The 24,249-nt window shown below is 45.4% G+C and carries 28 protein-coding genes; 6 read left to right on the forward strand and 22 right to left on the reverse strand.

What is annotated here, in order from left to right:
- Nucleotides 1–2 precede the first annotated feature (2 nt).
- Nucleotides 3–1,121: a M20/M25/M40 family metallo-hydrolase gene (locus ACFFLE_RS02190; protein WP_380569535.1), complete on the reverse strand. Its 1,119-nt coding sequence runs from the start codon at nt 1,119–1,121 to the stop codon at nt 3–5.
- Nucleotides 1,122–1,202: 81 nt separating this feature from the next.
- On the opposite strand from ACFFLE_RS02190, the gene prli42 reads away from it, so the two are divergent.
- Nucleotides 1,203–1,304, forward strand: a complete 102-nt coding sequence (gene prli42, locus ACFFLE_RS02195; RefSeq protein ID WP_344702891.1) for a stressosome-associated protein Prli42 — start codon at nt 1,203–1,205, stop codon at nt 1,302–1,304.
- 38 nt (nt 1,305–1,342) lie between these two features.
- On the opposite strand, the gene ACFFLE_RS02200 is transcribed toward prli42, so the two are convergent.
- The 8 genes from ACFFLE_RS02200 to ACFFLE_RS02235 form a co-directional block, all read right to left on the reverse strand.
- Entirely contained in the window at nt 1,343–1,780 is a 438-nt protein-coding gene (locus ACFFLE_RS02200; RefSeq protein WP_344702889.1) for a BrxA/BrxB family bacilliredoxin, read from the reverse strand.
- A gap of 93 nt (nt 1,781–1,873) precedes the next feature.
- Nucleotides 1,874–3,133: a dihydrolipoamide acetyltransferase family protein gene (locus ACFFLE_RS02205; protein ID WP_380569536.1), complete on the reverse strand. Its 1,260-nt coding sequence runs from the start codon at nt 3,131–3,133 to the stop codon at nt 1,874–1,876.
- A gap of 14 nt (nt 3,134–3,147) precedes the next feature.
- Nucleotides 3,148–4,131 (reverse strand): alpha-ketoacid dehydrogenase subunit beta, encoded by a 984-nt coding sequence (locus ACFFLE_RS02210; RefSeq protein ID WP_380569537.1) that lies wholly within the window; start codon nt 4,129–4,131, stop codon nt 3,148–3,150.
- Entirely contained in the window at nt 4,124–5,110 is a 987-nt protein-coding gene (locus tag ACFFLE_RS02215; RefSeq protein ID WP_380569538.1) for a thiamine pyrophosphate-dependent dehydrogenase E1 component subunit alpha, read from the reverse strand. Before ACFFLE_RS02215 ends, ACFFLE_RS02210 begins: the two co-directional genes overlap by 8 nt.
- 14 nt (nt 5,111–5,124) lie before the next feature.
- Complete coding sequence (gene lpdA, locus ACFFLE_RS02220) at nt 5,125–6,546, reverse strand: dihydrolipoyl dehydrogenase (protein ID WP_380569539.1); 1,422 nt, start codon at nt 6,544–6,546, stop codon at nt 5,125–5,127.
- Nucleotides 6,547–6,557: 11 nt separating this feature from the next.
- A complete protein-coding gene (gene buk, locus ACFFLE_RS02225; RefSeq protein ID WP_380569540.1) occupies nt 6,558–7,622 on the reverse strand; it encodes a butyrate kinase in 1,065 nt (354 codons plus the stop codon).
- A 5-nt stretch (nt 7,623–7,627) separates the two neighbouring features.
- Nucleotides 7,628–8,722, reverse strand: coding sequence for a Leu/Phe/Val dehydrogenase (locus ACFFLE_RS02230; protein ID WP_380569541.1), 1,095 nt, complete (start codon nt 8,720–8,722; stop codon nt 7,628–7,630).
- A gap of 18 nt (nt 8,723–8,740) precedes the next feature.
- Nucleotides 8,741–9,643 (reverse strand): phosphate acyltransferase, encoded by a 903-nt coding sequence (locus ACFFLE_RS02235; protein WP_380569542.1) that lies wholly within the window; start codon nt 9,641–9,643, stop codon nt 8,741–8,743.
- Nucleotides 9,644–9,800: 157 nt separating this feature from the next.
- Between ACFFLE_RS02235 and ACFFLE_RS02240 the strand changes: the two genes are divergently transcribed.
- Complete coding sequence (locus tag ACFFLE_RS02240) at nt 9,801–10,079, forward strand: DUF2627 domain-containing protein (protein WP_380569543.1); 279 nt, start codon at nt 9,801–9,803, stop codon at nt 10,077–10,079.
- A 9-nt stretch (nt 10,080–10,088) separates the two neighbouring features.
- Here ACFFLE_RS02240 and recN read toward each other — a convergent pair whose 3' ends face one another.
- The 13 genes from recN to ACFFLE_RS02305 all read right to left on the reverse strand — a co-directional run bounded on the left by recN (nt 10,089) and on the right by ACFFLE_RS02305 (nt 21,769).
- A complete protein-coding gene (gene recN / locus ACFFLE_RS02245) occupies nt 10,089–11,771 on the reverse strand; it encodes a DNA repair protein RecN (RefSeq protein WP_380569544.1) in 1,683 nt (560 codons plus the stop codon).
- Between the two features lie 6 nt (nt 11,772–11,777).
- Complete coding sequence (ahrC, locus tag ACFFLE_RS02250) at nt 11,778–12,230, reverse strand: transcriptional regulator AhrC/ArgR (RefSeq protein WP_380569545.1); 453 nt, start codon at nt 12,228–12,230, stop codon at nt 11,778–11,780.
- 81 nt (nt 12,231–12,311) lie between these two features.
- On the reverse strand, nt 12,312–13,106 hold the full coding sequence (locus ACFFLE_RS02255) for a TlyA family RNA methyltransferase (protein ID WP_380569546.1): 795 nt from the start codon (nt 13,104–13,106) through the stop codon (nt 12,312–12,314).
- Nucleotides 13,084–14,976 carry a 1-deoxy-D-xylulose-5-phosphate synthase gene (dxs, locus tag ACFFLE_RS02260; RefSeq protein WP_380569547.1) on the reverse strand — a complete coding sequence of 631 codons (1,893 nt, stop codon included), beginning with the start codon at nt 14,974–14,976 and terminating at the stop codon, nt 13,084–13,086. The genes ACFFLE_RS02255 and dxs overlap by 23 nt, the downstream gene beginning before the upstream one ends.
- A gap of 89 nt (nt 14,977–15,065) precedes the next feature.
- Nucleotides 15,066–15,944, reverse strand: a complete 879-nt coding sequence (locus ACFFLE_RS02265) for a polyprenyl synthetase family protein (RefSeq protein WP_380569548.1) — start codon at nt 15,942–15,944, stop codon at nt 15,066–15,068.
- Nucleotides 15,934–16,146, reverse strand: a complete 213-nt coding sequence (xseB, locus tag ACFFLE_RS02270) for an exodeoxyribonuclease VII small subunit (protein WP_380569627.1) — start codon at nt 16,144–16,146, stop codon at nt 15,934–15,936. Before xseB ends, ACFFLE_RS02265 begins: the two co-directional genes overlap by 11 nt.
- Complete coding sequence (xseA, locus tag ACFFLE_RS02275; protein ID WP_380569549.1) at nt 16,127–17,479, reverse strand: exodeoxyribonuclease VII large subunit; 1,353 nt, start codon at nt 17,477–17,479, stop codon at nt 16,127–16,129. Before xseA ends, xseB begins: the two co-directional genes overlap by 20 nt.
- Nucleotides 17,466–17,867 (reverse strand): transcription antitermination factor NusB, encoded by a 402-nt coding sequence (gene nusB / locus ACFFLE_RS02280; protein WP_380569550.1) that lies wholly within the window; start codon nt 17,865–17,867, stop codon nt 17,466–17,468. The genes xseA and nusB overlap by 14 nt, the downstream gene beginning before the upstream one ends.
- A gap of 20 nt (nt 17,868–17,887) precedes the next feature.
- Nucleotides 17,888–18,235, reverse strand: coding sequence for an Asp23/Gls24 family envelope stress response protein (locus ACFFLE_RS02285; RefSeq protein ID WP_380569551.1), 348 nt, complete (start codon nt 18,233–18,235; stop codon nt 17,888–17,890).
- A 13-nt stretch (nt 18,236–18,248) separates the two neighbouring features.
- A complete protein-coding gene (accC, locus tag ACFFLE_RS02290) occupies nt 18,249–19,595 on the reverse strand; it encodes an acetyl-CoA carboxylase biotin carboxylase subunit (RefSeq protein WP_380569628.1) in 1,347 nt (448 codons plus the stop codon).
- Entirely contained in the window at nt 19,595–20,026 is a 432-nt protein-coding gene (accB, locus tag ACFFLE_RS02295) for an acetyl-CoA carboxylase biotin carboxyl carrier protein (protein ID WP_380569552.1), read from the reverse strand. Before accB ends, accC begins: the two co-directional genes overlap by 1 nt.
- 103 nt (nt 20,027–20,129) lie before the next feature.
- Nucleotides 20,130–20,687 (reverse strand): elongation factor P, encoded by a 558-nt coding sequence (efp, locus tag ACFFLE_RS02300; RefSeq protein ID WP_380569553.1) that lies wholly within the window; start codon nt 20,685–20,687, stop codon nt 20,130–20,132.
- Nucleotides 20,688–20,713: 26 nt separating this feature from the next.
- On the reverse strand, nt 20,714–21,769 hold the full coding sequence (locus tag ACFFLE_RS02305) for a M24 family metallopeptidase (protein WP_380569554.1): 1,056 nt from the start codon (nt 21,767–21,769) through the stop codon (nt 20,714–20,716).
- A gap of 170 nt (nt 21,770–21,939) precedes the next feature.
- Between ACFFLE_RS02305 and ACFFLE_RS02310 the strand changes: the two genes are divergently transcribed.
- The 4 genes from ACFFLE_RS02310 (at nt 21,940) to ACFFLE_RS02325 (ending at nt 24,236) form a co-directional block, all read left to right on the forward strand.
- Nucleotides 21,940–22,500 (forward strand): putative periplasmic lipoprotein, encoded by a 561-nt coding sequence (locus ACFFLE_RS02310; RefSeq protein ID WP_380569555.1) that lies wholly within the window; start codon nt 21,940–21,942, stop codon nt 22,498–22,500.
- A gap of 18 nt (nt 22,501–22,518) precedes the next feature.
- Complete coding sequence (locus ACFFLE_RS02315; protein WP_380569556.1) at nt 22,519–23,424, forward strand: DUF1385 domain-containing protein; 906 nt, start codon at nt 22,519–22,521, stop codon at nt 23,422–23,424.
- Nucleotides 23,425–23,646: an SA1362 family protein gene (locus tag ACFFLE_RS02320; protein WP_380569557.1), complete on the forward strand. Its 222-nt coding sequence runs from the start codon at nt 23,425–23,427 to the stop codon at nt 23,644–23,646. It abuts the gene before it with no gap.
- Between the two features lie 203 nt (nt 23,647–23,849).
- A complete protein-coding gene (locus ACFFLE_RS02325; RefSeq protein ID WP_344702842.1) occupies nt 23,850–24,236 on the forward strand; it encodes a rhodanese-like domain-containing protein in 387 nt (128 codons plus the stop codon).
- Nucleotides 24,237–24,249 lie beyond the last annotated feature (13 nt).

A 24,249-nucleotide genomic window follows, 5' to 3' on the forward strand; every position in this document is an offset into this window, starting at 1 on the left:
TGCTACTCCTTATCACTTTGGACTTTGATGATGCCTGTAACGAGTTCAGCGACCTTGACGAGTTCTTCGACCGGGATGCGTTCCTCGGTAGTGTGGATGTTTTCATATCCGACGCCGAGTATTACTGTATCTATTCCATGTCCGGCGAAGATGTTGCCATCACTGCCGCCCCCGAGGCTGATTAAATCAGGTGTCCTGCCAATGTTTTCGATGGCTTTGACAGCTGTGGTCACTACTTCAGACTCTTTCCCGGCATCCAATGCAGCATACATGACCTCGGGCTTGATTTCTGCATGCCCGCCCATCTCTGATGCAGTTGTTTCAAATACGTCCTTCATATGCGCCACTTGTTTTTCCATCTTATCGGCATCAAGGCTGCGCGCCTCTGCCAGAAGGTAGACGTGATCTGTGACCACGTTGGTTGCGCCACCGCCTTCAAATCGACCGATATTCGCTGTGGTTTCAGAATCGATGCGGCCGAGCTTCATCTGGCTGATAGCCTTGGCGGCAATGTTTATGGCACTAACGCCCTCTTCAGGTGCCACACCTGCATGTGCTTTCTTACCATGGATATTCACTTCAATCTTACTCTGTGTTGGTGCCGTAGTCACTACAGTGCCGACTTTGCCTGTAGAGTCTATGGCATAACCAAAACGACTTTTCAAACGCGAGGCGTCAAATGCCTTGGCGCCCACCAAGCCAGATTCTTCCCCGACTGTAATTACAAATTCAACATCGCCATGTGGGATTTCAGACTCCTTGATTGTGCGGATGGATTCTATGATGGCTGCAATTCCGGCCTTGTCATCTGCACCAAGTATAGTAGTCCCATCGCTTACGATATAACCATCTTCGATGGCTGGTTTAATATTTTTTCCGGGTGCCACCGTATCCATATGAACCGTGAAATAAAGTGGCTCTGCTCCAGTGTTGCCGGCCATCCTCACAAGGATGTTTCCTGCCCCATATCCCGTATTCTTTTGGGTATCGTCTTCTTTTGCTTCAACGCCCATTTCCCTGAAGGTGTTCAGCAGATAATCTGCAATTTCCCTCTCTTCTCCAGTTTCGGAATCGATTTGAACCATTTCCATGAATTGCGAAGTCAATCTTTCTTGATTCATTGTGTGTGCCTCCTGTTACTGAGTTGATTGTAGATGTTCAGTGTATTATAATGTAATGAGTAAAGAATTAAGGATGATTCCATGCAAAATAAGAAAATGCAGAGAGTAGTAATCTGGTTTATGATCTTTCTGATAGTGATTTCTGGTGTCCTTTTCGGCATCAGCATGCTCACTGCGATCTAATCAAATTAAAGAGGTCCCTCGGGACCTCTTTAATTTGATTAGATATCTTTGCCATGCTCCTCAAACCAAGCCTGCAGATCCATGATTACACTCATGGTTTCATGGCCTTCAATGTTATGGCGCTCTATCATATCTACAATCTTTCCGTCCTTAAAGAGTGCGAATGATGGTGAAGAAGGCAGGAAATCCGGTGCCTTTTCCCTGACATGCTCAGTGGCTTCCTTATCCTGGCCGGCAAAGACCGTAAGCAGTTGGTCAGGAAGCTTATCATAGTTGAGTGCATGCTTTGCTGCCGGACGTGCAATTCCGCCGGCACAACCACAGACTGAATTGACCATCACCAGAGCCGTCCCTTCCTTAAGAAGATGCTCATCCACTTCTTCGGGTGTCGTCATTTCAGTATAACCCGCTTCCCTCATTTCGCTTCTTGCAGTAGTGACAATATCATTCATGTACATGTTGAAATCCATATTCATTGCAAAAATCCCTTCTTCCAGTCCTTATGATCCAAAGCATATGCAAAGGATTTGATGACTCAATTCTATATTCAATCACTCTTTTTGTAAAGCTTAATAGACTGAAGTATGTTCAATGGAATAGGCTTCAATACGCTGTTTGACTGCTTTCAGGAATTGTCCCGCCACAAGGCCATCCAATATGCGGTGATCAATGGATAGGCAGAGGTTGACCATGTCCCTTACTGCAATCATATCGTCTATGATCACAGGCTTCTTGACGATTGATTCCACTTGCAGTATGGCTGCTTGGGGATGATTGATGATTCCCATTGATTGGACCGATCCGAATGCGCCAGTGTTGTTGACAGTAAAGGTGCCGTTCTTCATATGGTCTTGGGTCAGTGCATGCCTACGGCCGAGAGAGGCGAGCTCGCTCACCTGCTTTGCTATCCCTTTGATTGATAGATCGTCAGCATTCTTGATTACTGGAACATACAACTTATCATCTCCTGCGACAGCAATGGAAATATTGATATCCTTATTGACGACGATCTTATCATCTTGCCATGAACTGTTGAGCATTGGATACTCTTTCAAGGTTTCAGCCACAGCTTTAACAAAAAAGCTGAAGAACGTCAGATTATACCCTTCACTTTCTTTAAAGGCATTCTTATGCTTGTTTCTGACATTGACTAAATTGGTCGCATCGACTTCCATCATCAGCCAGGCATGTGGAATCTCCTGACTGGATTGGACCATCTTATTGGCGATTGCTTTGCGTACTCCCGTTACCGGAATCTCTTCACCTGGAGTCGTAGAAGCTTCTGCAGGCGCCACAGGTTCAGGGCGACTTGGAGAATCGGCCTCTTTATGTTCTTCTTGTTTAGACTCCACTGGGGCAGTGCTGCCGGATTCTATCGCAGCCATAATATCTTTCTTTGTAATCCGACCTTCAAACCCAGTGCCTTCAACCGTTTTAAGGTCGATATCATTCTCTTCGGCTAAGCGCATGACTACAGGAGAAATACGCATCTTCTGCCCCTTAGTTTTTGTGTTTTTTTCTTCTTTGGGATTCTCATCCACCGTCTCTACGCTTGACTCCTCAGACTCTGAAACGGGTTCTGCATTTGAATCCCCTTCCGTCTCCATCATGCAGATGGGCGTGCCTACCTCGACAGTATCTCCCTCGTCAACCAGCAATTCTTTGATTGTACCGTCAAATACAGAGGGGACCTCAGCGGTGACTTTGTCGGTTATGACTTCACACAAAGGCTCGTATTCTTCTATTTTATCGCCCGGTTTCACCAGCCACCTTTCTATCGTTCCTTCAGTGACACTCTCACCAAGCTTTGGCATAAGCACCTTTTCCATTACTCTTTTCCTCCTTAGTGTTCGGCAAGTTCCATCATTTTTGCTTCTATCTTGTCCGGGTTGATCATGAAAAAATCTTCCATCGGCGGAGAATATGGCATTGCCGGGACATCTGGTCCTGCCAGACGCATTATCGGAGCATCGAGATCATACAGGCAGTTCTCTCCTACAATGGCTGATACCTCGCTCATCACGCTACCTTCGAGGTTATCCTCGGTCACCAGAAGTACTTTACCTGTTTTGGATGCGGCTTCTATAATGCTTTCCTTGTCCAGCGGATAGATGGTGCGCAAGTCCAGAATCTCTGTTTCATAACCCTTCTTGGAAAGTCTCTCAGCAGCCTGCATGGCATAATTGACGCACAGGCCATAAGTTATGACTGTAATGTCGTCGCCTTCACGCTTGACATCAGCTTTGCCGATCGGCACAGTATATTCGCCTTCAGGAACATCTTCTTTAAGGAGGCGGTATGCCTTCTTATGCTCGAAGAAGAGCACCGGATCATTATCGCGGATTGCGGAAATGAGCAGTCCTTTAGCGTCGGAAGGAGTGGATGGGACGACCACCTTCAACCCCGGTGTCGAGGTGAAGATCGTTTCTATCGACTGCGAATGGTAAAGGGCGCCATGGATCCCACCGCCGAAAGGAGAACGTATCACCATCGGGCAATTCCAGTCGTTGTTGGAACGGTATCTGATTTTCGCCGCTTCGTTTAAAATCTGGTTTGTCGCAGGCAGAATGTATTCTGCGAATTGTATTTCAGCAACCGGTCTCTTACCCATCATTGCTGCGCCAATGCTTGTGCCGACAATGTTGGATTCTGCAAGAGGTGTGTCGAGACAGCGCATTTCTCCATACTTTTCCTGGAGACCTTCAGTAACTTTGAAGACACCGCCCTTTTTGCCGACATCCTCCCCCAGTACAAATACACTATCGTCTTTTCCCATCTCATAATCCAGTGCCTGATGTATTGCTTGCAGATAGGATGTCTTAGCCATTGTTTACCTCCTCATATACATGCGTCAGCGCTTCCCTGGCATCCGGATAAGGTGCGTTTTCTGCAGCCTTGGTCGCATCAGTGACGATTTTTTTAACTTCGGCCTCGAGAGTCTCAAACCACTCATCATCCGCAACTTCATGCTCTTTGATATAGGCTTTAAATCGCATGAGGCAATCCTCTTCCTTCAGCTCACCTTTTTCCCTGTAGCTGTCGTCGTCATCAGAGGAATGAGCAGTCAGCCGCGTGGACATTGCCTCTATAAGAGTGCCGCCTTCGCCATTCATTGCGCGCTCCCTAGCCTCTTTGACTGCCTTATAGACGGCAATCGGATCATTCCCGTCTATATGCTCTCCGTGCATTCCATATCCAATTGCACGATCGGACAACTTGTCTGCACCATATTGAAGCTCCACCGGTACACTTATGGCGTATTTATTATTTTCTATGATGCATATAAATGGCAGGTTATGTACGCCTACAAAGTTTAACCCTTCGTGGAAGTCGCCCTGGTTCGATGACCCTTCGCCGAGTGTCGTCAGAGCAACGCGCTTTTCATCGTCCATCTTGAACTTGAAGCTGGCACCGACTGCGTGAAGGACCTGGGTCGCAACACAGGAACCCTGGGTCATGATGTTATTACTTTTCTTACTGAAGTGTGAAGGCATCTGTTTGCCGCCACTTGAAACATCACCTTTTTTTGCAAAAGCAAAAAGCATGGTCTCTTCAGCCGTCATGCCGAAATGCGTCACGAGAGCGAGGTCCCTGTAATAGGGGCTGATTACATCAACTGCTGTATCGAGCGCATACCCTGCCCCTACTTGAGTCGCTTCCTGACCTTGGCATGAAATGACGAAAGGCAGTTTCCCCGCACGGTTCAAAAGCCACATCCTTTCATCCAGCCTTCTTGCAAGGTGCATGGTCCTATACATTTCCTTTAAATCATCGGGGGCGAGCCCCGCTTCTCTATAATCCAACACGATAAATCTCCTCCTTATACATGGATGGCCTGTCCTTCGGCACTGAGCCCCAATTCCATCAGCGCTTCGCCGATGGAAGGGTGCGCATGAATGGCTGAACCGAGCTCCAGCGCAGAAGCATCAAGGAATTTGGCGAGTGCCGCTTCATTTATGAGTTCGGTCGCTTCCGGGCCGATTAACGAGATGCCCAGAATATCCTTTGACTCTGGATCCGTGAGAATCTTGCCAAATCCTTTTGAGCCATTATTGATGACTGCCTTGCCGATGGCGGCGAACGGAACTTTATGAACATTGTAGGAGATGCCTTCTGATTTTAATGTAGCTTCGGTCATACCGATAGAGGCGACTTCAGGCGAGGTATATATACATCTTGGTACAGCGTTGTAATCCACTGGATAAGGCTTATTATCTGCCATATGCAGGACGGCATTAATCGCCTCTTTGGTTGCTACGTGCGCCAGTTGAAGGTTGCCGATGGCATCACCGACTGCATAAATGTGCTTATCCTCAGTCTGGTAGTTCTCGTTAACATTCAAGTAGCCGCCATCAAGTTTGATTTTGGTATTGTTTAACCCGATATCAGCAGAATTAGGTGCCCTGCCGATTGCCACAAGCACTTTATCAAAGATGCTTGGTTCGTCGTCACCGATGGCAAGGCTGACGGACTTCTCACCTACTTCTATGTCTGATTCATCCAGCGCATGACCAGTCTTGAATATGATGCCTCTGGCCTCTAGGGATTGTCTCAGCTGTTTGGCGATATCTGCCTCTTCTAGGGGAATGATCTGATCCCCCGCTTCAATTACCGTTACGGCAGTACCAAGGTCATTCATCAAACTTGCAAATTCAAGCCCGATGACGCCGCCCCCGATGATTGCCATTTTATCAGGGATACTCTCTAGGGTCATCATATCGTCACTCGAAAGCACGACTTCACCATCAAAGGGAAGAATCGGCAGTGGGCGTGGATACGAACCTGTCGCAATCAATACATGTTGATTTATGAGTATGTCGCTTTCTCGCTCTTCATCTTCTGGGTACTCTACTGCAATTGTCCCCGCCATCGGTGAGAAGATGGAAGGTCCCAATATGCGTCCATAACCGTTATAGACATCAATGGCATGTTTTTTCATAAGGTGTTTTACACCGTTATACATTTGGTCGACGACAGTGGTTTTGCGTTCCTGCACTTTAGCCATATTGACTGCAGGTGTTACCGATTCTATGCCAAAAGTGCCGGCATTTTTCATGGCGTTTGCGATTCCCGCTGACTGCAGGAGGCTTTTAGTAGGTATGCAGCCTTTATGGAGGCATGTGCCACCCAATTTCTCCTTTTCGACAAGTGCAGTCTTCAACCCCAGTTGGCTGGCTTTGATCGCTGCAACATAGCCTGCAGTACCGCCACCAAGTATAACTAGGTCGTATTCATGGGCCATTCGTTTTCCTCCTATTCATATACCTTCATTTCCTCTTCTCCGCTCAACACGCGGTAGCCACCTTCTGCAAGCGCCTGCATTTCTTCCTCGCCGGGATAAGTAGTATCCGGCGCGATGAACGCAATATATGGCCTTATGAGATCAATGAGATAAGTGCTGTACGCCAAACCGCCGGTGAATATGATCTGTTCGACCTCGCCTTTCAGTATGGCAGCCCGTGAGCCAATTTCTTTAGCGATTTGAACGGCTAATGCCTGGTATATGGCGATTGCCTTTTCATCACCGTCTAGCGCCATATTCTCAAGCTCCAGAGCGTCCTGCGTTCCGGCCAATGAGACGAAACCGCCCGATTTGGTCAATGTTTCCACGACCGCGTCATAATCCATGGCGTTATCCTCCATAAATCTGGCCAGACTGCCGTTCGGCAGAGTGCCAGTTCGTGTCGGACTCATCGGGCCTTCCCCTGCCAGTCCGTCATTCACATCGATTACCCGTCCGTGGGCGTGGGCGCCTACTGTAATACCACCGCCCATATGACATACGATGACGTTGATATCTTCGTAATCCCGGCCTATGGAATGCGCGTACTTGCGCGCTACAGCCTTTTGGTTCAGTGCATGGAAAATCGACTTGCGCCTGATTTCCTTAAGGCCGGTCATACGCACCTCCTCAACCAGCTCATCCACTACCACAGGGTCTGTGATCACGGCTTTGCAGCCGTACTTCTCCCTAAAGCGATCGGCAATCAGTGCACTCAGGTTAGAAGCGTGCCTGCCATATCTGTTTTCCCTCAAATCATCGATCATCTTCTGTGAAATGTTATAGGTTCCGCCTGAAATCGGTTTGAGGAGTCCGCCTCTGGCACTGACGATATCAATTTCCTCTGGTGCTACACGTTGTGCCCTAAGAAAGGTGCGGACCGCTTCAAGTCGGAATTCGGTCTGATCGGCTAAAGGTTTGACGGTTTCTTCAGTCGGGTGCTTCAATGTATCGGAAGCAAGTGGCCTGTCGTCTTCATAGATGGCCACTTTGGTTGATGTGCTCCCAAGGTTGAGCACCAGGATTTTATATGTCAAAAGGGTTACCTCCTGCTGAGAGGCGTCATTTCGTTTAGGGAGAAAGTACTTTTGACATGCATCATGCTCTTGATCCTTTCTTCTGCCAAACGATCCGCTGCAACTGCCGGCGTCACATTGTCGCGCTTTGCAATGGAGAAGATTTTATCCATCTGGTCGTATATGCCCCTCACTTTACTTTCGGCACGTTCTGCATTATAGCCCTGAAGCTCATCCGCTACTGTGATCACGCCGCCGCAGTTTGTAACATAGTCAGGCGCATATATGATGCCTCTTTCTTCCAGCATACGGCCGTGTTTATCATCATCAAGAAGCTGGTTATTGGCACTGCCGCAAACAGCTGCCACTTTCAATTCAGGGATCGTATCGTCGTTCAGTATGCCGCCGAGCGCACAAGGTGCGAAGATGTCTGCATCGACAGAGTAGATGTCATCTATTCCTACTGCTTCCGCGCCGAAATCAGTGACGGCACGATTTACGGCATCTTCATTGATATCTGTGACGATCAGTTTGGCACCTTCTTCATGAAGGTGTTTGCAGAGGCCATAGGAAACGTTGCCCACACCTTGTACAGCTACAGTTTTTCCGCTCAGGGAATCGTCGCCAAAAGCTTCTTTCGCTGTACGTTTCATTGCCATATAGACGCCAAGAGCCGTCATGGGGCTTGGGTTACCACTTGAGCCGTATGATTCGCTCACTCCGCAGACATAAGGCGTCTCCTGATAGATGAGGTCCATATCGCTTACAGTTGTGCCAACGTCTTCTGCTGTGATGTATCTGCCTCCAAGGCTCTGTATGTAACGGCCCAACGCTCTGAAGAAGGCTTCTGATTTGTCTTTGGAAGCATCTCCTATGATAGCTGTCTTACCGCCCCCGAGATCAAGGCCGGCTGCTGCATTTTTATACGTCATGCCTTTAGCCAAACGGAGTACATCTTCTATTGCTTCTTCTTCGGTGTCGTAGTTCCACATACGGCACCCGCCGAGTGCTGGACCAAGTGTTGTGTCGTGGATGCAGATGATTGCCTTCAAACCGCTTGTTTCATCGTGACAGAAAACCAGTTGCTCATAATCGTACTGTTCCATTTTTTCGAATATCATTTTTACCACTCCATTTAATTATTTTGATAGTGCCATTGCCAGATTGATGGAATTGAATCTATCTTCAGGGCTATCGGCACGTGATGTAAGGACGATCGGGACCCGGGCCCCGGTCAATACGGAAGCGACCCTGGCACCAGCTGAATACACCAGTGACTTGTAGAGGATGTTCCCAGCTTCTATATTGGGGGCAATCAGTATGTCGGCATCGCCCGCCACCTCGGATTGCACCTCTTTTTGAGCTGCAGCTTTTTTAGAAATTGCCAGATCATATTGAAGTGGCCCTTCCATTATAATATCATATTTGAAGTCCTGAGTTCCCATTTCGACCAACGCGTGTGCATCTACGGTCGATGGCATCTTATCCGTCACTTTCTCGACAGCTGACAACAGCGCGACTTTAGGTTTGCTGATGCCAAGCATTTGGGCTGCTTCAGCTGTATTGTTGATGATCTGTTTCTTTTGTTCTAGATCTGGCGCAATATTCATTGCGGCATCACTGAGCAATAAAGCTTTATGGTAATTCGGCGGTTCAAACAGGGCGACATGGCTCAGCATGGTCGATTCGACCACCCCATGCTCTTTTTTTAATACTTCCCTAAGAAGTGTTGCGGTCGGTACCATACCTTTTACCAATATATCGGCTTTACCTTGGGCGATGAGCCGTAAGGCACTATGGGCCGCTTCTTCATCATCCGTGATATGATGGATGAAGAGGTTGCTCTCAAGCAGTTCCGTCTGCCCCATAGAATCCAGTAGGCATTCTAATTTCGGACGGTCGTCAATGAGGTGACATCTGATATCATGGCTTTCAATAAGTTTGATGACTGGTTTCAGCACTGTGATGTCCCCAGCCCTGCATATTGAAAGCGTTATCATTTTACTTGATTCTTTTTTGAATATTTCATCGAACTCCACCATATTCCCTCCCCTCAGCCATTATTATACAGATACGAAAATCAAATTACACGGCATTACTTAAACTTGAAATATTCAAAAGATTTAAAAATATTGATCATTTTTATATATGGGTGACTTGAGTTATAATGGGCTTAATAAATTTTAGACAGGTGGTTTAATGAAAAAAATCATTGCACTCCTTATCCTTGTCATGCCAGTGATCATGGCAGGACTTGGCATCAAATATATGAGGGATAGTGTATTCGGCATCGTCAATGACCCATTTACCCTTACAGTAGTCCAGTTCATCGTTGGGTTGGTAATTGCGATATTTGGCATATGGTTCATTGGAGGCTATATCCTGCACCGTGAACAGCGGCAGAACCGCGCCAAGGAAAAGTATATGAAAATGGTGGACAAGCCTCCCGCATGGGAGGAAAGGAAACGAAAAAAATGAAGAGACGCTTTAATGCGTCTCTTCATTTTTTGCTTTTATTAAGGTTTTGGCGTTTTCTAGAGCGGCGGCTGATATATCTGAACCACTGAGCATCCTCGCGATTTCATATGCATGCTCATCCTGATTGAGATATTTAGCATGGCTGGAGGTACGATGATCAGAGGTTTCTTTAGTTATATAGAGATGGTGGTCTGCCATTGCAGCTGCCTGTGGTAGATGTGATATGGAGATGACCTGCCTCGTCTTGGAGAGCCGCGCCATCTTCTGGGCCATGCGGGTTGCCACTTGTCCGCTTACTCCTGTATCGATTTCATCAAGTATAAGAAGGGTCTGTGCATCGAATTCAGTAAAGATGGTCCTAAGCGCGAGCATCACCCTGGCTATCTCTCCACCTGAAGCGATGCGGTTCATTGATTTTAAAGGTTCGCCGGCATTTGTTGAAATCAAGAACTCTACTGCGGTATAGCCTCTTTCATCAAAATTCGCTTCCGATATGCCGATTTCAAAGTCGGCCGCTGGCATATCAAGGTCATGCAGTTCTTTTTTTATGCGTGTTTCCAAAAAATGCTTCTGCTCGACTCTGTAATCGTGGAGATCTTTAGCATGATGCTCCATTTCCTTCAATGCCTTCTCCCTATCTTCCTGTAGTATTTCAAAGGATTGGGCAATGTTATCAAGCTCTGCAATATCGCGCTCCAACTTAATCTGGTAGTCCATCAGTTCATCGACTGTCATATTGTACTTGCGTTTTAGGGAATTGATGCTTGATAGCCTGGATTGCTTGAAATTGAGGGTTTCTTCATCATAGTCCAAGGCTGATAGGTCGCTTGAGACTTTGCTGTCCAGTTCATTCAACAGGTGATATGACTCGACTAATATATCATTGAATTCTTTATAGCTCTCATCAAAATTGGATAATGTCTCGATATGATTGGTGATGTCATAAAGCATGGTCTGCGGTGCATATTCTGCGCTTAATTGATTGCTGATCAGTGATAGGCTGCTGTTTATCTTTTCATAGTTGTCAAGATAGCCTATGTCCTCTATCAGCTTATCCTCCTCGCCCTCTTCAAGTCCCATTTCTTCCAATTCATCGAATTGGTGCCGGTACATCTGCAACTGTTGTACCCGGTTCTTATCCTTATACTCCAGTTCTTTTATTTTCGCTTCCAAAGCTTTGTATTTTTGATGATTCTGTCTGTATTTTTTAAAGGAAGGTCTGTTTTCCAAGTCGATGTATCGATCCAGATAAAGGATGTGCTGGCCGTACTCCAAAGCTTCAGATTGGGAAGATTGCGAATGGATGCTGATGACTTCAGACATTATTTCTTTCAGTGCGCCTAAAGTGACCATGCGTGAATTTATTTTTATGATACTTTTTCTGTTCTGCATGATTTCTCTGCGGATGATGTAGAGCTCATCTTCAGGAATGTCATTTTCTTTGAGGAGATGCTGTACTGCCCCGGTTGAAGGGAGATCAAAGACACCCTCTATAACCGCTCCTTTCGTTTCATAACGGATATCCTCCATGGATGCACGCTTACCGTAGAGATATCTGATGGCTTCTATGATCATTGACTTTCCGGACCCGGACTCGCCAGAAATGATGGTGAGGCCACTGTCGAAGTCCAGTTCAATATCTTCCAGTACTGCCAAGTTTTTAATTTTAAGTCTTATAAGCAAAATAAACACTCCAGTTTAGATCAGATTGAAGATTCTATTCCTGATTTCTTCCTGTGCAGTTTGATCTCTGCATATAAGCAGGCATGTGTCATCCCCGCAGATTGTCCCGACGACTTCTTCCCAGTCTAGCTGATCAATTATCGCACCGATTGACTGGGCATTGCCCGGCAATGTCTTCAGTACAAGCATATTGCCGGTATAATCGAGTTTAACGAAACTATCCATTAGATATCTGCCTAGCTTTTCGAGTGGGTGGAATTTACGGTCTTTAGGCATACTGTAGACATAGGCACCGTCTGGGGCCGGTACTTTGATCAGCTGTAATTCCTTTATGTCCCTTGAGACAGTGGCCTGGGTGACATTAAAATCATAAACGTTCAGTTTTTCGACAAGCTCTTCCTGGGTCTCCACTTTATTGTTGGTGATAATCTCCCGTATCTTGATTTGTCTGATGGACTTATTGGACATCAGTAAGCCTCCTTATACCATTCATGTATATTTATACACATAATATCATAAAATGAATGATTATAATATAAAAAAAGGACATCAGCCCCAGATGGTGCGCTGGATGTCCTTTTCTTCTACTAAATTTTCAATACTGCCCTGGCTGTGCTTAAGATGAAGCAGATACTCAATATTGCCTTTTGTTCCTGTAATCGGTGAACGTTCCAATCCTCTTATTGAAAGGGAGAGGGAAAGACACTCTGCCATTACACGGTTGACCACATTTTCATGGGTTACCTTGGAAGTGATGATGCCATCGGCTTCCCTCTCTTCCAGATAGGATTCAAACTGCGGTTTGATGAGGGCGATGATTTCGTAGTCATGGGCGAACAGATTTGTGATATGCCTGATTATCGGTACTACAGAAGTGAAGGAGACATCTATTGAGATGACATCAGGCAAACTTGGAAAGTCGCCTGTGGATGTATCTTTGAAATTAGTCTGTTCCATCACGGTAGTCCGGTCATCGACGCGCAATCTATAATCAAGCTGATTGGTGCCTACATCGACTGCATATACATGTTTTATGCCTTTTTGTAGGGCGCAATCAGTAAACCCACCTGTTGAACTGCCCACATCTATCATTATTTTATCATTTAAGCTAATGTCAAAGTATTGTACTGCATGATTGAGCTTTATTCCTCCCCGGGAAACATAGGGTTTTATGTTCCTGAAGCGGATATCAGCTTTACTTGGGTCAATCATTTCTGAAGGTTTATATATGGGGGCATTGTTGTTTAAAACCTTCCCAGCCATTATGATCCGTCTGACTTCTTCAAGGGTGCCTAAATTGAAGTGCTGGTGCACATGCTGATCAATTCTTGATTTGCTTGCCATTTGCCCGCTCCATCAGCAACTTCGACTGAAGGACTATATTTTCGGCTGTAATGCCGATGTCTTCAAGAAGCTTCCCTACATCCCCATGTTCGATATATTCATTATCGATACCGATTCTATGGAGAGCGTTATTGTAATCATTATCCGCAAGATAGCTTGCGATCAAGCTGCCCAGTCCACCAGTCAACATTGATTCTTCGACTGTAAGGATAGGTTTACCATTGCCGCCCAGTGCGTTTAGCATCTGATGATCCATTGGCTTAAGGAATCGGGCATTGACTACACCGGCTTTTATTCCGGCATCTTTCAACGTATCTGAAGCTTCTAGTGCAAGGTCAAGCGTAGGTCCAAAGGAGATGATGGTCATATCGTCACCTTCAGCCATCAATTCCCATTTTCCGTACTCGAGGATTTCGGATGTCCCTTCCTGCTTCAGGCCTTTTACATTGCCCCTTGGATACCTCAGCGCAATAGGTCCTTCATGACTGAATGCCAAATCGATCATCTGTGATGCTTCAATCTCATCTTTTGGCATCATCAAGGTCATATTCGGCAACGGGGTAATGAAGCTGATGTCGAAGACGCCCTGATGGGTCTCGCCGTCAGCACCTACGAGGCCGCTTCGGTCAATGCCTATGAAGACGTTCAGGTTTTGCCTATCCACATCGTGCAGCAATTGATCGAAGCCGCGTTGAAGGAATGTTGAATATATGGCCAGATATGGTCGCATGCCACTTGCAGCAAGGCCAGCTGACATTGTAACAGCATGCTGCTCTGCAATGCCGACGTCAAAGAAACGCTCCGGCAGTTCATTTTGGAATTTCGTCAGCTTGCTGCCAACAGGCATTGCAGGAGTTAAAGCAACAATCCTGTCATCGCTTTTGGCATGTTCAAGAACTGTGTTCGACATGAATTCACTCCATGATGGAGTCGATTTACTCCCGAGGACTTCTCCTGTGTCTATCTTGTAAGGCCCCAATCCGTGCCATTTGCCCATCTTGTCATCTTCTGCTGGGTGATATCCTTTGCCCTTTTTGGTGATGACGTGGATTACGACGGGTCCGTTGTAATCTTTGGATATCTGGATTGCATTCGACAACTCTTCGAAGTCGTGGCCATCGACAGGGCCGAGATATTTGATGCCGAGTTCTTCAAAGAAGATGCCATTCACTATAAGATATTTCATGCTGTCTTTGATCCTATCAGCCATATCCCTTAACTTGACGCCTACTTGTGGAAGGCGGTTCAAGAAATCTTCAATGTCATGCTTGACCCGGTTATATTGGGTGTTGGTGCGCATTCTGCCAAGCATATTATGGACTGCTCCTACATTTGGTGCAATGCTCATTTCATTATCGTTTAATATTATGGTCATATCGGTACGGTCGGAACCAATGTGGTTCAACGCCTCCAAAGCCATGCCGCCCGTCAATGCACCGTCTCCAATGATGGGAACGACGTAGTTTTTCTCACCTTTTATATCGCGCGCTTTGGCGATGCCCATTGCAGCAGAGAGACTCGTTGAGGAGTGCCCCGCTTCCCAGACATCATGTTCAGATTCACGTAATTTTGGAAATCCGCATAAGCCTTTATATTGCCTCAAGGAATCAAAATCGTTTATGCGTCCAGTCAATATCTTATGGATATAGGCTTGATGGCCCACATCGAAGATCAGGCGGTCCTCCGGAGAATTGAAGTGCTTATGAAGTGCAAGGGTCAATTCCACGACCCCCAAATTCGCTCCGATGTGGCCGCCTGTCCTAGAACATGACTCGATAAGAAAATCTCTGATGTCTTGTGCCAGTATTTTAAGTTCCTCTTCATCCATCTCTTTCAGGAATGAGGGTTCTTTTATACTATATAGATTCATATAGCAACCACCTTTAAATTTACTAATGCCAATTATACCACTTTTATGTAGAGGTCAAAATAAAAATGATAATTCATAATGATGAATTATCATTTATCTCTTACTGCAAAGCGTTGCAATACCCTATAGAGATGGGAAATATCTATTTCGTCGGCAAGTGAGTTGAGTATTGTTTCCGCTTCTCCAGTTAATTTGTCCAGTTCTTTCTTAGCGCCTTCCAGGCCATACGTTCTCACATAGGTCATCTTATTTTTCCGTGCGTCACTACCTGTTTCTTTGCCGGTGGTTTCAAGGTTGCCCTCCACATCCAAAATGTCATCTCGTATTTGGAAGAGGATGCCCAGTTTATCGCCGAATTCAAGAAGCGGATCCATAACAGAATCACTGGCCTCAGCAATTATGCATGCAATTTTTATGGGAAGTACGATCAACTGTCCCGTTTTGTAATGATGGATATCTTCAAGCTCGTTAAAGGTGATATTCTTGCCTTCTGCTTCTATATCGAGCATCTGTCCACCTATCATACCATTCTGTCCTGCTTTCTCCGACAATTGAGCGATGATCTCCACTTTCTGGTCTGGGTTCAATCGGGTATCCAGAGTTATGAGGTGAAAGCTTTCGGTCAGTAGGGTATCTCCTGCGAGTATCGCAGCAGCTTCTCCATATACTTTATGGTTGGTGGGTTCACCACGCCGGTAGTCGTCGTCATCCATGGCCGGGAGGTCATCATGTATAAGGGAATAAGTATGAACCATTTCCACCGCTGCTGCGGCTCCTACACCTTTCTCCAGGTCAGCACCCAATGACTCGAGTGCGGCAAAAAGCAGATAAGGGCGAAATCTTTTGCCGCCAGCCTTGATGGAATAGCTGCTGGCTTCTTCGATTGTTTTGGAGACACGATTCGTCTGAAGGTGGGCAAGGATTCTAGACTCAGCTTTTATGAGGTAATCATTCATATCATTCTTCATCTTCTGCCCCTTTCTTGTTAAGTGTTTCAACCTTCAACTCTGCATTTTTGAGTATCTTGTCGCACTCTGTAGTAAGCTCCACTCCTTTTTGGTAGAGTTCAAGCGATTCTTCAAGTGACACTTCTTCTTCATCCAATTTTTTTACGATTGTTTCTAGCTGGTTCATCTTTTCTTCGAATGTTTCATCTTTCTTTTCCGGCATCATTTCTCACCTCTGTTACTTTGGATAGGACTGTGCCATCCCTTAATGTCGTTTCTATGATGTCCCCATCACCTATCGCGTCCACTGTTTTGACGACCTGACCTTCGTTGGTGGTGTAGGAATATCCACGTTTCAATACATTCGTCGGACTCAGCGAATTGAGGCGGTCTAGTGATGCACCCAATGTTTGCCGTGATGATTCAATCTTCGCCTTGAGTGTCCTATCAAGATTTGCAGTGTAGGCATCCAGTATTTCGGCGCCTCTTCTGATTTTAAAGATTGGTGTATTATATCTTACGCCTTCTTTTGCATTCGATAGACGGTAGCCGCTTTCACGAATCTTTGATGTAACTCTCGAATCAAGGCTATCTTTTAGTGCGACCAGTTTTTCCGTCTGCTGATCATACAGGAGGTCCGGGTTTTTGAGTTTATAGTAGGAAGAAAACGTCGACAGTCGGTTTTTATCGGATGTGATTTTTTGATGGATGCTGCGTGCCAGGAACTTTTCCGTCTGACTGAGTTTTTCGAAAATATCGACACGGTCAGGGACAGATATTTCTGCAGCTGCTGTTGGTGTAGGCGCCCTCAAATCAGAAACGAAGTCGACAAGGGTTGTATCTGTTTCGTGCCCGATGCCTGTGATGATGGGGGTCTTCATGTTGAATACAGCAAGTGCGACGTCCTTCTCATTGAAAGTCCATAAATCTTCTATGGATCCGCCCCCTCTTGCCAGAATTATAGTATCCGCACCCGATCCATCCGCTTCTTCAAGACTTCGAACGACCGTCGTCCTACTTTTACTGCCTTGCATCAATGTATTGTAGATCGTCACTGTAACAAGAGGATAGCGTCGTTTAAGCGTAGTGACCATATCCTGCAGTGCTGCACCGGTTTGGGAACTGATTATGGCAATTTTCTTGGGGTACTCCGGAATCTTTTTTTTATGCTTGTCATCAAAATACCCTTGATTGCGCAAATCGGTTTTATCTTTTTCAAGCTTTTCAAAAAGCAGGCCGATGCCATCCATTTCTATGCTGTCTGCATAGATCTGGTATTGGCCACTACTTTCAAAAATGCTGACCCTGCCTTCGATGAGTACGCTCTGCCCTTCCTCCGGCTGAAACTTCAATGCGTGGGCATTACGCGAAAACATCACTCCGCGCAGAACGGCATCTTTGTCCTTTAATGCAAAAAATAGATGGCCACTCGAATGGTGTTTGACATTCGAGAGCTCACCTTTTAAATAGACACGCGTTAAATACGGATCTTGGTCGAACTTATATTTCAGGTACTTTGTCAATGCACCTACGGTAAGGTATTTACTGTGCTCCATCCGTGTTTTCATCCGTTTCAAAAATAAAGTTTTTGAGGACACCGTTGACAAAGCGGTAGCCATCCTTCTCCCCGTATTGTTTCGCAAGGATGATCGCTTCATTGATCACTACTTTTTTGGGGGAATCCCCATGAAGTATCTCAGAAATGGCTGTCCTCAAAATATTCCTTTCAACTTTCGGGATGCGTTCCAAAGTGTAGCTGGTCAGATGATTTTTAATTTCACCATCTATCCTGGACTCATGTTCTGAATGATAATCTACGATTGACTTGATGTATGGGTATTCCTGGTACAGATCATGGAATGATGCATCCTTTAGGTTCACAAGTCCATGATCCAGTTGGAACAGTATTTGAAATATTTTCTTTCGTTGTTCATGTCGGTTCATTAATAACACCATCTAATCATCTATTTGATATTTACGATATGGACATTGACTTCTTTTACAATATTATCCGTCATGTTCATAATAGTCTGGGTGACGTTCTTTTGTATATTTTCGGCAGTTCCATGCACGTTGTGGCTCTGGTCAAGCGTGACGTAGATTGAAAGTCGCACTTCCTTATCCTTGCTGTCTACTTTGACCCCGCGCCCACGATATTTTTTGCCGATCTTCTCGAAGTTGCCGCTGGCAAAGTTGTTATGCAATGCATGCACACCTTCTGTTTCCGTTACGGCAATACTTGCAATCACTTCAAGTACTTCGGGTGAAATCTCGATGCGTCCAAGATTTGCTTTATTTTCTTCAATAATCATATTAATCACCTCGTCAATTCATTATATCATGGTTTGACAGGAAGTTTGTATTATAGTCATTGTTCTTGAATGATTCATGGTTCAACAGATTCATATGGAAAGGAATTGTCGTATCGACTCCGCCAATCTTGAATTCGCCAAGTGCACGCAGTGCAGTGTTGATGGCTTCTTCCCTTGATGGCGCAAAAGTGATCAGCTTCGCGATCATGGAGTCATAGTAGGGAGGAATGACGTATCCAGCGTAGCAGGCACTATCCAATCTGACGCCGTAGCCGCCTGGCACCATGAAGTCGGTGATCTTGCCGGCAGAAGGCATGAAATTTTTGTAAGGATTCTCCGCATTGACGCGCAACTCGATCGCATGCCCCTTAAATTCAATTTCCTCCTGTTTGAACGGTATGGGTTCTCTTCTTGCGATTTTAATCTGCATTTTGACAAGGTCTACACCAGTGATCATTTCCGTAATCGGATGTTCCACTTGGATGCGCGTATTCATCTCCATGAAATAAAAGCTGTCGTCATTCAAGTCATAGATGAACTCGATGGTGCCGGCTCCGATGTAATCGATGCTTTTTGCAGCTGTCACAGCCGTCTGCCCTATCTCTTCCCGCCTTGCTTCGGAAAGCACCGGGCTCGGCGCCTCCTCCACCAATTTCTGCATCCGCCTTTGGATGGTGCAGTCGCGCTCACCAAGATGTACGACATTGCCATGATAATCTCCGAGCACCTGAATTTCTATATGCCTGAAATTCTCTATGTACTTTTCGATATAGAGGCTTTTGTTGCCGAAGGAACTTTCTGCTTCCTGTTCCGTCATCTTATAATTTTGGACAAGGGAGGCTTCATCCCTCGCAACCCGGATACCTTTTCCCCCGCCGCCATGACTTGCTTTAATGATGACCGGATAACCGATTTCTTCAGCGATTTCCTTTGCATCTTCTACAGAAGCCACAACGCCTTCACTGCCGGGTACGGTGGGTACGCCCGCTTTTTTCATCGTATCTTTAGCGACATCCTTAACACCCATCAATGAGATCGTTTCATGCATAGGGCCGATGAAAATAAGGTTGGATACTTCACACATTTCTGCAAAATCGCTGTTTTCAGCCAAAAATCCATAGCCTGGATGAATGGCGTCACAGCCGCTTTTTTTGGCTATCGTGATGATGCTGATCATGTCGAGGTAACTGTCTTTTGAAAGCTTTGGACCGACGCAGTAGGATTCAGTGGCGATTTTCCGGTGTAGGCTGTCCTTATCTGCTTCAGAATAGATGCTGACGGATTCTATCCCCAACTCAGTGCACGCTCTGATGATCCTTACAGCAATCTCTCCGCGGTTTGCAACCAGTATCTTTTTGATCATCGTACTCTGAACAATGGTTGATCGTATTCAACCATGTCTCCATCTTCGACAAGTATCTCTGTGATTTCACCGGAAATTTCCGCCTGTATTTCATTGAACAGCTTCATTGCTTCAAGAATGCACACTACTGAGGAATTATCGACCTTATCCCCTACTTTCACATATGGGTCCGCCTCTGGAGAAGCTGCTTTATAGAATGTTCCGACCATTGGAGCCTTGATCACCTTGCCCTCTTCTTCAGGTGATGGCTGCTGCGGCTGTGCTTCTGCTGCAGCCGGTGTTGAAGGCGCAGTAGCCGGTCTTGCAGACTGTTCTGGTTCTCCTCCGCGCTTAAGTTTGATTTCAACTTCCTCATCCTTGTATGTCAATTCGGTGAGTGAAGCTTTTTCCATTTTACCTATCAGTGAGTCAATATATTCATGTTTCATGTTCAGGCTCCTTAACTTTCAAAATTTCTGTCTTGTATTTTACGCAAGTGGTCATACCAATTCAAGTAAAAAATGAAAGCAGAGGCTACCCTGCTTTCACTTTCTAGGCTCTTGAAACATAATGACCGTCATCAGTACTGATGACAAGTGTGTCCCCTTCATTTACAAAGAGTGGCACCTGGAGCTGAAGTCCTGTTTCAAGAGTCGCGGATTTAGACGCGCCGCTTGCTGTATCGCCTTTGATTCCCGGTTCCGTTTCAACAACTTTGAGTTCTACGTTTTTAGGCAGTTCGACACCGAGTGTCTCCCCTTCGTACATGATCAGGGAAACATTCATGTTCTCTTTCAGGTACTGGAGCTCATCAGTAAGTGCCGAAGCATCCAACTCGACCTGCTCGAATGTATTGTTATCCATGAAGACGTGGTTGTTTCCATCTGCATACAGATACTGCATCTTCAAATTATCGATATGGGCTTTGCCCACCTTCTCACCTGCACGGAACGTTTTTTCCTGGATGGCCCCTGTCCTCAAGTTCCTGAGTTTGCTTCTGACGAAAGCGGCGCCTTTACCTGGCTTGACATGTTGGAAATCGACCACACGCCACAAGCCCCCTTCTATTTCTACTGTAAGCCCTGTTTTAAAATCGTTGACTGAAATCATAATAATCCTCCTGTATTCTCATTGATTTAGATGATGAACAGCTCTTTACTGCTGTGTGAAAGTTTCTCAAGACCTTGATCTGTAACGAGGCAGTCGTCTTCAATCCTTACGCCGCCTACGTCTTCAATATAGATGCCCGGTTCTACTGTAACACACATGTCTTTCTCGAGAACGGTTTCGCTGGACTTCGCCAAGCTCGGCATTTCATGCACTTCCAAACCGAACCCATGTCCAAGCGAATGACCGAAGTTATCTCCATAGCCGTGTTTCGTGATGATATCACGTGCAACCGCATCCGCTTCACGGCCGGTCATCCCTGTTTTGATTGCATCAAGTGCAGCCAGTTGGGACTCGAGGACGATGTTGTGTACTTTCTCCATTTCTTCTGATACGTGCCCGACGCCAAACGAGCGGGTTATATCAGATGCATACCCATTATAATATGCGCCAAAATCAAGTGTAATCATCTCGCCGGCCTCTATGATTTTATCAGAAGCCACACCATGCGGGAGTGCACCCCTGTAGCCGCTGGCTACAATGATATCAAAACTCGAACCTTCAGCTCCAAGTTTACGCATATGATTCTCAACTTCGTTGCGCACGTTGAGTTCACTCATCCCTGGCTTAATGTACTTCAATATGTGATCGTAGGTTTCATCGGCTATTTCGCACGCTTTTTTGATTATGGAAACCTCTTCTTGTGTCTTGAACATGCGGATTTTTTCAATCTCATTCGTCAAAGGTACAATCTCAAAGTTTTCAGGCAGCTTTTCAGAAGTATTGTAATTGATATGATGGCCCTCAAAACCAAGGGTGCGAAGGTTTTTCCCTTTGATGAATTCCACTGTGAAATCAAGGAGACCTTTATCCTGAAGGATGAATTCAAAACCTTCAGCTTGTGCCCTGGCCTGCGCATCGTACCTGAAATCAGAAATCAGGTATCGATTCTCCTTCGTGATGACTAAAGCACCGCTTGACCCTGTGAAGTTACTCAAGTATCTTCTGTTGTAGTCGCTCATGATGAGCAGTGCATCCAAGCTGTTCTCTTCTAAAAGGGTGTTCACTTTATCAAATTTAATCATATGTTTATACTCCACCTTTCAGATTACATTCTACATCAAAATAACCTTTATTTCAGTAATAGAATCATCCAATGTCGCTTATATCCCGACTTTTTTGTAATTTGCAAAACAATATCATCTTTTGATGTAACATGATATCATTATACAATGAAAATTAGGAGAGTCAGATTATGAAACGAATGACGTCGATCATACTGTCGGTGATGTTCCTGAGTGCCTGTAGCGGGAACCCGGTAGAACAGGATTTAAAAGAGGCGAATGAGCGTAACGAGGAGTTGAAGCGTCTTCTGCAGACTGAGGAAGTCTCGCTGCAGAAGAATTCACAGCGCCTTGAGAATCTGGAGCAGGAAATTTCCAAAATGAAAGAAATAAGGGGTAATCCCGACATAAGCAAGTATGTGCAGGATATCGAATCCTATGCTTCGGAAATGGAATCTTCTTTTGATGAGCTGGACAAAATGATAAGGGAAAACGAAGAATCGCCCCAAAATCTCCAGTCCAATTTCAAAGAAGTCGAAAAACAGATATCACGTACGATAGAAGACTATAATGATGAAACCACTGATGTTGAGTTGGATGATTACCTGAAACGCCGGCATGAATCCATTCTGCTGGCCAACGACGAAATCCTTGCAGCAATCGATATCTTGAACAGAGGTATAGAGAATGATGATTCCGATCTGTTCAAGGAAGGCCTCGATCAGCTTAAGCAAGTAAATGAATACTATTGATGAGGGAAGCGTGAACTGATGACCAATACGAAATATGGCGGTCAAGCCGTCATCGAAGGGGTGATGTTCCAGTCGCCCAGGAAGATGGTGACCGCCATCCGCCGCAATGACGATTCCATAGATTATTTCGAAATGGACCGTCCGCAAAAGGACTGGGTTCAGAAACTAAAGAAAATCCCTATCTTACGGGGGAATGTGGCCATCATTGAATCAAGCATATATGGGATGAAACATATGGACTTCGCCTCTGAAAGATATGAAAGGCATCCATCAGATGACATGAACATTGAAGCGGAGAAGCATGAAGCAAACAAGTCCAAAATCGTCTTGTCCACCGTTCTGATAGGCATACTTTCCTTTTTGCTCGGGAAAACCCTTTTCACCCTCATACCAGTCTTCATAGCTGAGGTATTCTCAGGGGTCGTCACTTCCCATGCTGGGCAAGTCGCCCTGGAATCTTTCTTCAAGCTTATTCTGCTGCTCCTCTATATTTACGCCATTTCAATGACCCCCATGATCAAACGCCTGTTTCAGTACCACGGCGCCGAACATAAAGTCATCAATACTTTCGAGGATAATGAACCATTGACGGTGGAGAACGTCCAGCATCATTCAAGGCTGCACTATAGATGCGGCAGTTCCTTCATACTCTTCACCGTACTCATAGGATTCATCGTCTATATGTTCGTGCCGGTCGATCCCTTCTATGTCAGAATCCTCAACAGATTGGCATTGATACCGGTAGTCATCGGATTGTCCTTCGAGTTCCTCCAGTTCACGAATAAGGTGAGGCACGTGCCGGTCCTTAAATGGTTCGGCATACCTGGATTATTGCTGCAGCTGCTGACTACAAAACAACCCGATCATAAGCAAGTTGAAGTGGCCATCGCCTCATTCAACAGATTATTAAGGAGTGTGGAATGAATGAAACGATTTTTGATGTACCTGGTACTTGCCATAGCTGCAATCGGCCTTGTAACCAACCTGGATTATTTCATGGGAATGATACTCAATTCGCTGGTGACCCTGCTGATCATCGGCCTCATCCTCTATGGAATATATTATTTCTTTATATTGACACCGAGCCAAAGAAAATATAAACGCGCACTCAGAAAATCAAAACGTAAATATAGAAATCGAAAATAATGAAACTGCCCGGTATTGGGCAGTTTTTTTATCATCTTTAAATATTGTCTGCCAATCAACCGACCACCCTAAGTTCATACACCGCCCCCTCCACCCCGCTTCAGTGATTTTCCCCACTAGATGTTCCTCATCATTTTCTCTTTTAAATTGTGTCGAACATCTTTATAATAAGCTTATGTGAAATTTTTAAGGAGAGATACAAATTGGATACTTGGTTGATTATTCTATTGGCGTCAATCGTCATCATCCTTCTTCTGGTAGTGAACGGCTACAGGAATATGAAGAGCGTCAAACCTCTTACGGAGGAAGAATTTAAAAAAGATTTGAGGAAAGTTCAGCTCATAGACTTGAGGGATAAAGAAAAATATGAATATGGACATATTATGGGTGCAAGGAATATTCCCATGATGAATTTCTCCATGAAGATGAATTCCCTTAGGAAGGACATGCCTGTCTATCTGTATGATCAGACGGGACGGTTGCCCTACAGGGCTGGGAAGATGTTGAAGAAAGCAGGATTTAAGGATGTCTACATGCTGAAAAACGGCATCAGCAAATGGACTGGCAAAATCAAGTCCAAAAACAAATAAAATAATGGCCCCG

The organism is Salinicoccus siamensis (genome assembly GCF_042429615.1).
Taxonomy (GTDB): Bacteria; Bacillota; Bacilli; order Staphylococcales; family Salinicoccaceae; genus Salinicoccus; species Salinicoccus siamensis.

Coding starts and splice junctions, on each gene's coding strand:
- ACFFLE_RS02305 (WP_380569554.1), bottom strand. CDS start 21,769: ATGATTAAATTTGATAAAGTGAACACCCTTTTAGAAGAGAACAGCTTG.
- ACFFLE_RS02205 (WP_380569536.1), bottom strand. CDS start 3,133: ATGGAAAAGGTGCTTATGCCAAAGCTTGGTGAGAGTGTCACTGAAGGA.
- ACFFLE_RS02240 (WP_380569543.1), top strand. CDS start 9,801: ATGAAAAAAATCATTGCACTCCTTATCCTTGTCATGCCAGTGATCATG.
- ACFFLE_RS02265 (WP_380569548.1), bottom strand. CDS start 15,944: ATGAAGAATGATATGAATGATTACCTCATAAAAGCTGAGTCTAGAATC.
- ACFFLE_RS02315 (WP_380569556.1), top strand. CDS start 22,519: ATGACCAATACGAAATATGGCGGTCAAGCCGTCATCGAAGGGGTGATG.
- ahrC (WP_380569545.1), bottom strand. CDS start 12,230: ATGTCCAATAAGTCCATCAGACAAATCAAGATACGGGAGATTATCACC.
- xseA (WP_380569549.1), bottom strand. CDS start 17,479: ATGGAGCACAGTAAATACCTTACCGTAGGTGCATTGACAAAGTACCTG.
- ACFFLE_RS02200 (WP_344702889.1), bottom strand. CDS start 1,780: ATGAATATGGATTTCAACATGTACATGAATGATATTGTCACTACTGCA.
- ACFFLE_RS02285 (WP_380569551.1), bottom strand. CDS start 18,235: ATGATTATTGAAGAAAATAAAGCAAATCTTGGACGCATCGAGATTTCA.
- ACFFLE_RS02210 (WP_380569537.1), bottom strand. CDS start 4,131: ATGGCTAAGACATCCTATCTGCAAGCAATACATCAGGCACTGGATTAT.
- xseB (WP_380569627.1), bottom strand. CDS start 16,146: ATGCCGGAAAAGAAAGATGAAACATTCGAAGAAAAGATGAACCAGCTA.
- ACFFLE_RS02320 (WP_380569557.1), top strand. CDS start 23,425: ATGAAACGATTTTTGATGTACCTGGTACTTGCCATAGCTGCAATCGGC.
- ACFFLE_RS02235 (WP_380569542.1), bottom strand. CDS start 9,643: ATGGTGGAGTTCGATGAAATATTCAAAAAAGAATCAAGTAAAATGATA.
- prli42 (WP_344702891.1), top strand. CDS start 1,203: ATGCAAAATAAGAAAATGCAGAGAGTAGTAATCTGGTTTATGATCTTT.
- efp (WP_380569553.1), bottom strand. CDS start 20,687: ATGATTTCAGTCAACGATTTTAAAACAGGGCTTACAGTAGAAATAGAA.
- nusB (WP_380569550.1), bottom strand. CDS start 17,867: ATGAACCGACATGAACAACGAAAGAAAATATTTCAAATACTGTTCCAA.
- lpdA (WP_380569539.1), bottom strand. CDS start 6,546: ATGGCCCATGAATACGACCTAGTTATACTTGGTGGCGGTACTGCAGGC.
- ACFFLE_RS02230 (WP_380569541.1), bottom strand. CDS start 8,722: ATGATATTCGAAAAAATGGAACAGTACGATTATGAGCAACTGGTTTTC.
- dxs (WP_380569547.1), bottom strand. CDS start 14,976: ATGAATCTATATAGTATAAAAGAACCCTCATTCCTGAAAGAGATGGAT.
- ACFFLE_RS02255 (WP_380569546.1), bottom strand. CDS start 13,106: ATGGCAAGCAAATCAAGAATTGATCAGCATGTGCACCAGCACTTCAAT.
- ACFFLE_RS02190 (WP_380569535.1), bottom strand. CDS start 1,121: ATGAATCAAGAAAGATTGACTTCGCAATTCATGGAAATGGTTCAAATC.
- ACFFLE_RS02310 (WP_380569555.1), top strand. CDS start 21,940: ATGAAACGAATGACGTCGATCATACTGTCGGTGATGTTCCTGAGTGCC.
- accB (WP_380569552.1), bottom strand. CDS start 20,026: ATGAAACATGAATATATTGACTCACTGATAGGTAAAATGGAAAAAGCT.